This window comes from Actinophytocola sp. (assembly GCF_050699915.1).
Taxonomy (GTDB): Bacteria; Actinomycetota; Actinomycetes; order Mycobacteriales; family Pseudonocardiaceae; genus Actinophytocola.
This window is the reverse complement of record NZ_JBOHGA010000283.1, coordinates 1-6929: the sequence shown is the minus strand read 5'-3', so window position 1 is coordinate 6929 and position 6929 is coordinate 1. Positions and strand designations below refer to the sequence as shown.

Here is a 6929-nt window from a genome sequence, read left to right as displayed (position 1 = left end):
GCAGCCAGGAGGCGCGGGTGACGTGGCCGGCGCCGCGCCCGGCGGCGAGCTCGGCGCTGACCGCGCGGCTGGTCTCCTGCTCCAGCGCGGAGAACAGGCCGGGCCCGACGATGTTGACCATCAGGTAGAGGCTCGCCGCCGCGGCGGCGTCGGCCGGCGGCAGCGTGTGGCCGGTCAGCGCGACGAACGCGTAGCCGGCCGCACCCACGAAGGCGAGGCCGGCGCCCATCGGGAGCGCCGGGCCGAAGCGCTCGCGCGTGCCCGCCACCCGGCCACCGTAGGGCAGTACCGTTACTCCACGTGCGACATGTTGCGGTGGTGGGCGGCGGGATCCTCGGGCTGGCGGTGGCGCGCGAGCTGACCGCGCGCGGCGACCACGTGACCGTCCTCGAGAAGGAGGACCACTGGGCCGGGCACCAGACCGGCCACAACTCCAACGTCGTGCACGCCGGTCTGTACTACCAGCCCGGCTCGTTCAAGGCGCGGATGTCCGTCGCCGGCAACCGGTCCATTGTGGACTTCGCGCGGGCGAACGACGTACCCGTCGAGGTGTGCGGCAAGTTGGTGGTGGCCACGGACGACGCCGAGCTGCCGGGCCTGCGCGCCCTCGCCGAGCGCGCGGAGGCCAACGGGGTGCCGGCGAAGCTGATCTCGCCGGCCGAGGCGCACGCCTACGAGCCGGAGATCGCCTGCGTCGGAGCGCTGCGCGTGGAGTCGACGGGCATCATCGACTTCGGGGCCGTGTGCCAGGCGCTGGTCCGCTCGCTGTCGTCGGCGGACCTGCGGCTGCGGACCCCGGCGCTGGGCATCCGCCCCGGCCGGCACGGTGGCGTGGAGATCGCGACCGGGACGGACATCGTGCGCGCGGACACCCTGGTCAACTGCGCGGGCCTGCACAGCGACCGGGTGGCGCGGCTGGCCGGGCTGACGCCGCGGGCGCGGATCGTGCCGTTCCGCGGGGAGTACTTCACACTGCGACCGGAGTCGGCGCACCTGGTGCGGGGGCTGATCTACCCGGTGCCGGACCCGTCGCTGCCGTTCCTGGGCGTGCATCTGACCCGCATGCTGGACGGCAGTGTCCACGCCGGACCGAACGCCGTACTCGCGCTGCGCCGCGAGGGCTACCGCTGGCGCGACATGTCGGCGGCGGACCTGGGCGAGACGCTCCGCTACCCCGGCCTGTGGCGCCTGGCCCGCCGCTACCCCCGCACGGCGGTCGACGAGGTGGTGCGCTCGCTGTCCCGGCGGCGGTTCGCCCGCTCGCTGGCCCGCCTGATCCCGGCCATCGGGCGCGAGGACCTCGTCCGCGCGCACGCGGGCGTGCGGGCGCAGGCCCTGCTGCCGGACGGCACGCTGGTCCACGACTTCCTGATCGAGACGGCCCCGAACCAAGTGCACGTGCTCAACGCCCCCAGCCCGGCGGCCACCTGCTGCCTGGAGATCGCCAAGCACGTGGCGGACCAGGTCGCCTGACTTGTCCACATGCGCCGGAGTTGTCCACAGCAGACGCCGATGCCCCCTTCCTGTCAGCCCAAACCGATAGACTGGCTGTGAGGGGTGCCCCCGGAGAGGGTGGGGCCGCCATCCAGAGGGTGACGAAGATCGACTTGGCGGTTCGTGCTTCGGTTGCGGGTCAGCTGGGGACTCCGCCCAGTGCCACCGCGCACAGGAAACCCGCCGTCGTCACGAGGGCGGTGAACGGTCCGCCCTCGTCGTGGGCCTCGGGCAGCATCGTCGACGCGACCATCGTCAGCACGGCGCCCGCCGCGAAGCCCCGGATCGCACCGACGACTTCTGGCGCCGAGTTCGTGACCACCACGTAGCCGAGGGCGGCCGCGACCGCCGAGACCACCGTGATCAGCAGCCACAGCCCGAGGATGGCGCGCCCGCTCCGCCCGGCCCGCCGCAACCCGGCCGACGACGACAGCGACTCCGGGATGTTCGACAAGAACACCGCGAGCACGAACGTCACGCTGACGCCGACGCCGGACACCGTCGCGCCGATCGCCGCCGACTCCGGGATGCCGTCGAGCGCCGCGCCCGCCACGATCACCATCGCGGCACTCGACTCACCGGCCACCGACCGCCGTCGCCGGGTCAGCCCGGTCCGGCTGATCGCCAGATCGCAGCCGAAGAACACGAGCGCCCCGGCCGCCAGCGCCGTGCCCGTCACCAGCCCGCCGGACTCCGGCCACGCCTCGGCCACGAGGTCGAACGACACCGCGCTGATCAGCACGCCCGACCCGAACGCCATGACGAGCGCGATCATCCGCGCCGACCACCTCGCAACGAGCGCCAGCGCGCCGCCGAGCACCAGCGAGGACCCGCCGAGGAGTCCCCACAGCGCCGATTCGATCACGCTGTGACCGTAGCCCGCCGCTGCTCGGGCGGCCGGCTACCGCTTCGCCGGCGCGTAGTACAGCGCCAGCGCGCCCGCGATCAGCGCCGCGCCGAGTACGCCCGCCGCGGTCAGCCGCTCGCCGTGGAAGGCGACCGCCAGCAGCGTCGCGGTCAGCGGCTCAAGCACGGTCGCGAGTGCCGCGGCGGTGGCACCCGCGTGGCAAAGCCCGACGAAGTACGCGCCGTACGCGACGGCCGTCGGCACCAGGCCGAGGTAGCCGACCAGCGCCACCACCTCCCCGGTCAGCGGCAGGGCCATCCCGTACCCCAGCGCGAACGGCATCAGCAGCACGCCACCGACCAGCAGACCGACCGAGGTGATCGCGCCCTGCCCGGCCACCGGCCGCGCGGTGAGCAGCGTGAGCGCCGCGAACCCGGCGCCGGCCAGCAGCGACATGCCGACGCCGACGGCGGTGTGCCAGCCGACCGCGCCGCCGGGCGCGCCGCACAGCAGGGCGAGGCCGGCGAGCGAGCCGCCGAGCGCGATCATCGTGCGACGGCCGGGCGACCGACGCTCGCGCAGAGCGGTCACCGCAGCGACGCACACCGGCACGCAGCCGATCGTGAGCAGCGTGGCGAGGCTGACCGAGATCTGGGCGACGGCCACCTGGTAGGCGGCCTGGAACTGGGCCAGCAGCGCGCCGCAGACGAGCAGTCGCCACGGATGGGCTCGCAGGTGGTGGAGCTTGCCGGCGCACGCGACGACGGCCGCCGCGAACGCGCCGCCGACCAGCAGCCGGTAGGTCGCGACGGAGACGGGGTGCAGATCGCCGGCCGAGGCGAGGATCGCGCCGGCCAGGCCGCCGGTGCCCCAGAGGACGCCGGCCGTGACGAGCAGCGCGGCCGAAGTCCGCGCAGGGGTGATCGACAGAGTGGTCAAGGAGAACGCTCCCAGGGAGTCGAAGAGGTGTGGTCTTCGTCCGCGGGGCGCCCAGCGTCAACCGGGCGTGACCGGTGGCCACGCCGTCCGCGACACCCCGCTCAGGAGCGGGGCGGCGGGGTGATGGGGAACAGCCGATGCACGGTCGCGACGGTACGTGTCGTCGGCCGGCGGCGGCGAGCGGTTAACCGGCGGTCAGCACGTCGCGGCCGAGGAACGGGCGCAGTGCCTCCGGCACCCGGACCGAGCCGTCGGCCTGCTGGTGGTTCTCCAGGATCGCGACGATCCACCGCGTCGTCGCGAGCGTGCCGTTGAGGGTGGCCGCCGTTCGCGGGCGATTGTTCTCGTCGCGGTAGCGGATCGACAGGCGGCGCGCCTGGTAGGTCGTGCAGTTGGACGTCGAGGTCAGCTCGCGGTAGCGCCCCTGGCTCGGCACCCACGCCTCGCAGTCGAACTTGCGGGCCGCGCTGTTGCCGAGGTCCCCGCCGGCCACGTCGATCACGCGGTAGGGCACCTCGATCTTGGCGAGCATCTCCTCCTCCATCGCGAGCAGGCGGGCGTGCTCGGCCTCGGCGTCCTCCGGCTTGCAGAAGACGAACATCTCGACCTTGTCGAATTGGTGCACGCGGATGATGCCGCGGGTGTCCTTGCCGTAGGAGCCTGCCTCGCGGCGGAAGCACGACGACCAGCCGGCGTACCGGCGCGGGCCCTCGGACAGGTCGAGGATCTCGTCGGCGTGGTAGCCGGCGAGCGGCACCTCGGACGTGCCGACGAGGTACAGGTCGTCCTCCTCGAGCTTGTACACCTCGCTCGCGTGGGCACCGAGGAAGCCGGTGCCGCGCATGACCTCCGGGCGGACGAGGACGGGCGGGATCATCAGGGTGAAGCCGTGGGCGGTGGCCTGCGCGGCGGCGAGGTTCAGCAGCGCGAGCTGGAGCTGGGCGCCGACGCCGGTGAGGAAGTAGAACCGCGCGCCGGACACCTTGGCGCCGCGCTCGGTGTCCAGCGCGCCGAGCTTGGTGCCGAGGTCGAGGTGGTCCGCCGGCTCGAAGCCGAGCTCGGTGGGTGCGCCGACCTCCTTGAGCACGACATAGTCGTCCTCGCCGCCGGCCGGGACGTCCGGGTGCACGATGTTCGGCACCAGCGCGTGCAGCTCGGCGAGCGCGGCGTCGGCGCTCGACTGATCCGCCTCCGCGGCGCGCACGTCCGCGGCGAGCACCTTGCCGCGAGCGAGCAGGGCGTCGCGCTCCTCGCCGCGAGAGCGGCCGACCTGCTTGCCGAGCTGCTTCTGCTCGGCGCGCAGGCCGTCGGCACGGGCGACGGCGGCCCGGCGGCGCTCGTCCGCCTCGCGGAGCTGGTCGACCACCGCCTCGTCCTCGCCGCGCGTACGCTGAGATGTGCGCACCGCTTCCGGATCATCACGCAGCGTCCCTAAGTCGATCACTTGGTGAGCGTATCCGGCTTGCCCGTCCGTGCATCATCGCGATTCGACATCTGCAGACCGGGCGAGCGCTGGCATCATGGACGCCAACATGAACAGCAGGTCTGGACAAGTCGGGTGGATGGGCTCTCGGGGGAGCACCATGCGGACACGGTTGATCATGGCAGGCGCCTTCCTCGGTGCTCTGGCCGTGTTGAGCATGAGCGTGCTCTTCTCCTGGCCCGTTTCGGTCAGCGGCTCCGCGGACACGGCGGCCGACGAGGCCGCGAAGGCCTTCGACTCGCCGAGCGGGACCTGTCTGGACTGGCCGCACGACGCGCCGCAGAACATGCGCCGCGTGCCGTGTGAGCGGCCGCACACGTTCGAGGTGGCCTCCAACGTGGAGATCGGCAAGGACTACGCGACGAACGCGCCGCCGCCGCCCGAGCAGGACTGGCAGCAGATCGTCACCGACCGCTGCACGAAGGTCGGCGAGCAGTACATGGGCAAGACGCTGGACCCCTTCGGCAAGTACACGGTCGGCGCGCTCAAGCCGACGGCCGACCAGTGGCGTGAGGGCGACCGCAAGCTGCGGTGTGGGTTGCAGAGCGTGTCGCCCTCGGGCACGCGCCTGCTCACGACGACCGGCGCCGTGGCCGACGAGGACCAGTCGAACGTGCACAAGCCGGGCACCTGCTTCGGCCTGGTGAAGGGCGAGGTCGGCGACCCGGTCGACTGCGGGGACGCGCACGCCTACGAGGTCGTCGGCATCGTCAACCTGAGCAAGGTGTTCGACCCGACGAAGTACCCGCCGGAGGCGACGCAGCTGAACAAGCTGGTCGACCTGTGCCCGCCGACGGCGAAGGAGTACACCGGCGGCGCGGACCTCAAGAAGCTCCAGTTGTCGCTGTACCCCGACACGCTGAAGAAGGAGAGCTGGACGGCCGGCTCGTTCCAGGTGAACTGCAAGGTCGGCGCCCGCGAGCCGAACGGCGCGCTGCGACCGGTGCGGGGCAGTGTGCAGGTGGACGCGGCACCGAGCACGAGCGCACCACCGAAGTCCGGCGGGTGACCGTTTGCCCGTCGAGATGAGTCGCCAACGCTTCGAGGAACTGGTGGGCGACGCGATCGACCTGATCCCCGAAGAGTTCGCCGCGGCGATGGACAACGTGGTCATCCTGGTCGAGGACCGCGACCTGGAGCAGCCTACGCTGCTGGGCCTGTACCACGGGGTCGCGCTCACGGAACGGACCTCCCACTACGGCGGCGTCCTCCCCGACCGGATTACGATCTACCGCGAGCCGATCCTGGAGATCTGCGACAACGAGGACGACGTCGTGGAGGAGGTCGCGATCACCGTCGTGCACGAGGTTGCACACCACTTCGGCATCGACGACGCGCGCCTGCACGAGCTCGGCTGGGGCTAGATGAGTGGGTTCTAAGTCTGGGTGGTCTGGAGACAGGCGAAGGGTGTCCAAGATCCGTTTGTGACGACAGACCTGAACACCCTTCTGACCGGACTCTACGTCAAGATCGACGATCACCTGGGTAGGCCTGTCCGGGCTGGGCGGCCACCGCGGCTCACCGACGCGGAGTTGCTGACTCTCGCGGTGGCCCAAGCGTTGCTCGGCATCCGCTCCGAGGCCCGGTGGCTGCGGTTCCTGCCCCGCCACCTGCCCGGCGCTTTCCGCTACCTGCCCCAGCAGTCCGGCTACAACAAGCGTCTCCGGGCGGCGGTCCCACTGTTTGAAGCGGGTCATCCGGATGCTGGCGACCGACACCGATCTGATGGGCCGGCTACGGCTACTGCGCCAGCCACTCGAGGTTCTTCTGGGGCCTGCGACCGCATCTGATCTGCACACCCGCAGGCCTACCCGTCACCTGGGCGCCGGCCACCCCGAAGCTCTCCAGCTCCAGCTGCCGGTTCTTACGTCGCAGCTCAGCCAGCTCTTCTTCTCCGCGCTGGTCAACCGCGTCGCCGCGCCGCCATGGGTGTCGGCATCGGCCTGGGCCATCCAGTTCCGCAAACACGACTCGCTGATGCCCAGGTCCTTCGCCAGCACGGCTACCGGCTTGTCGCCCAAACCGACCAGCTCAGGTCAGGTGATCTTGACCCCGTTTCACGGACTCGCCAGTGAGGAGATGAGGGTCGACGGGCGGGTGATGGTTTCGAACTCTACGGGACTCATCCAGTCCAGGGTGGAGTGTCGGCGGTGGCGGTTGTAGAAC

7 protein-coding genes and 1 pseudogene are annotated in these 6929 nt (G+C 71.5%); 4 read left to right on the top strand and 4 right to left on the bottom strand.

Features of this window, described 5'->3' with window-relative positions; all coding sequences use genetic code 11:
- Positions 1–268, bottom strand: a 268-nt coding sequence (locus tag ACRDSK_RS30280) for a hypothetical protein (RefSeq protein ID WP_431444805.1), incomplete at its 3' end; no start/stop codon positions are given.
- Positions 269–300: 32 nt separating this feature from the next.
- On the opposite strand from ACRDSK_RS30280, the gene lhgO reads away from it, so the two are divergent.
- The gene (gene lhgO, locus ACRDSK_RS30275; protein ID WP_431444804.1) at positions 301–1473 is read left to right on the top strand and encodes an L-2-hydroxyglutarate oxidase; all 1173 of its coding nucleotides are present in this window, start codon (positions 301–303) and stop codon (positions 1471–1473) included.
- A gap of 160 nt (positions 1474–1633) precedes the next feature.
- On the opposite strand, the gene ACRDSK_RS30270 is transcribed toward lhgO, so the two are convergent.
- From ACRDSK_RS30270 to serS, 3 genes are all read right to left on the bottom strand, one after another.
- The gene (locus tag ACRDSK_RS30270; RefSeq protein ID WP_431444802.1) at positions 1634–2359 is read right to left on the bottom strand and encodes a ZIP family metal transporter; all 726 of its coding nucleotides are present in this window, start codon (positions 2357–2359) and stop codon (positions 1634–1636) included.
- A gap of 36 nt (positions 2360–2395) precedes the next feature.
- Positions 2396–3280, bottom strand: coding sequence for a DMT family transporter (locus ACRDSK_RS30265; RefSeq protein WP_431444800.1), 885 nt, complete (start codon positions 3278–3280; stop codon positions 2396–2398).
- Positions 3281–3464: 184 nt separating this feature from the next.
- Positions 3465–4724, bottom strand: a complete 1260-nt coding sequence (serS, locus tag ACRDSK_RS30260) for a serine--tRNA ligase (protein ID WP_431444799.1) — start codon at positions 4722–4724, stop codon at positions 3465–3467.
- Positions 4725–4863: 139 nt separating this feature from the next.
- Here serS and ACRDSK_RS30255 point away from each other — a divergent pair, with 139 nt between their 5' ends.
- The 3 genes and pseudogenes from ACRDSK_RS30255 to ACRDSK_RS30245 all read left to right on the top strand — a co-directional run.
- Complete coding sequence (locus ACRDSK_RS30255) at positions 4864–5772, top strand: septum formation family protein (protein ID WP_431444798.1); 909 nt, start codon at positions 4864–4866, stop codon at positions 5770–5772.
- A gap of 4 nt (positions 5773–5776) precedes the next feature.
- A complete protein-coding gene (locus ACRDSK_RS30250; RefSeq protein ID WP_431444797.1) occupies positions 5777–6127 on the top strand; it encodes a metallopeptidase family protein in 351 nt (116 codons plus the stop codon).
- Positions 6128–6187: 60 nt separating this feature from the next.
- A pseudogene (locus ACRDSK_RS30245) lies at positions 6188–6606 on the top strand (IS982 family transposase); the annotation flags it as partial.
- Positions 6607–6929: the final 323 nt, after the last annotated feature.

Coding starts and splice junctions, on each gene's coding strand:
- ACRDSK_RS30255 (WP_431444798.1), top strand. CDS start 4,864: ATGCGGACACGGTTGATCATGGCAGGCGCCTTCCTCGGTGCTCTGGCC.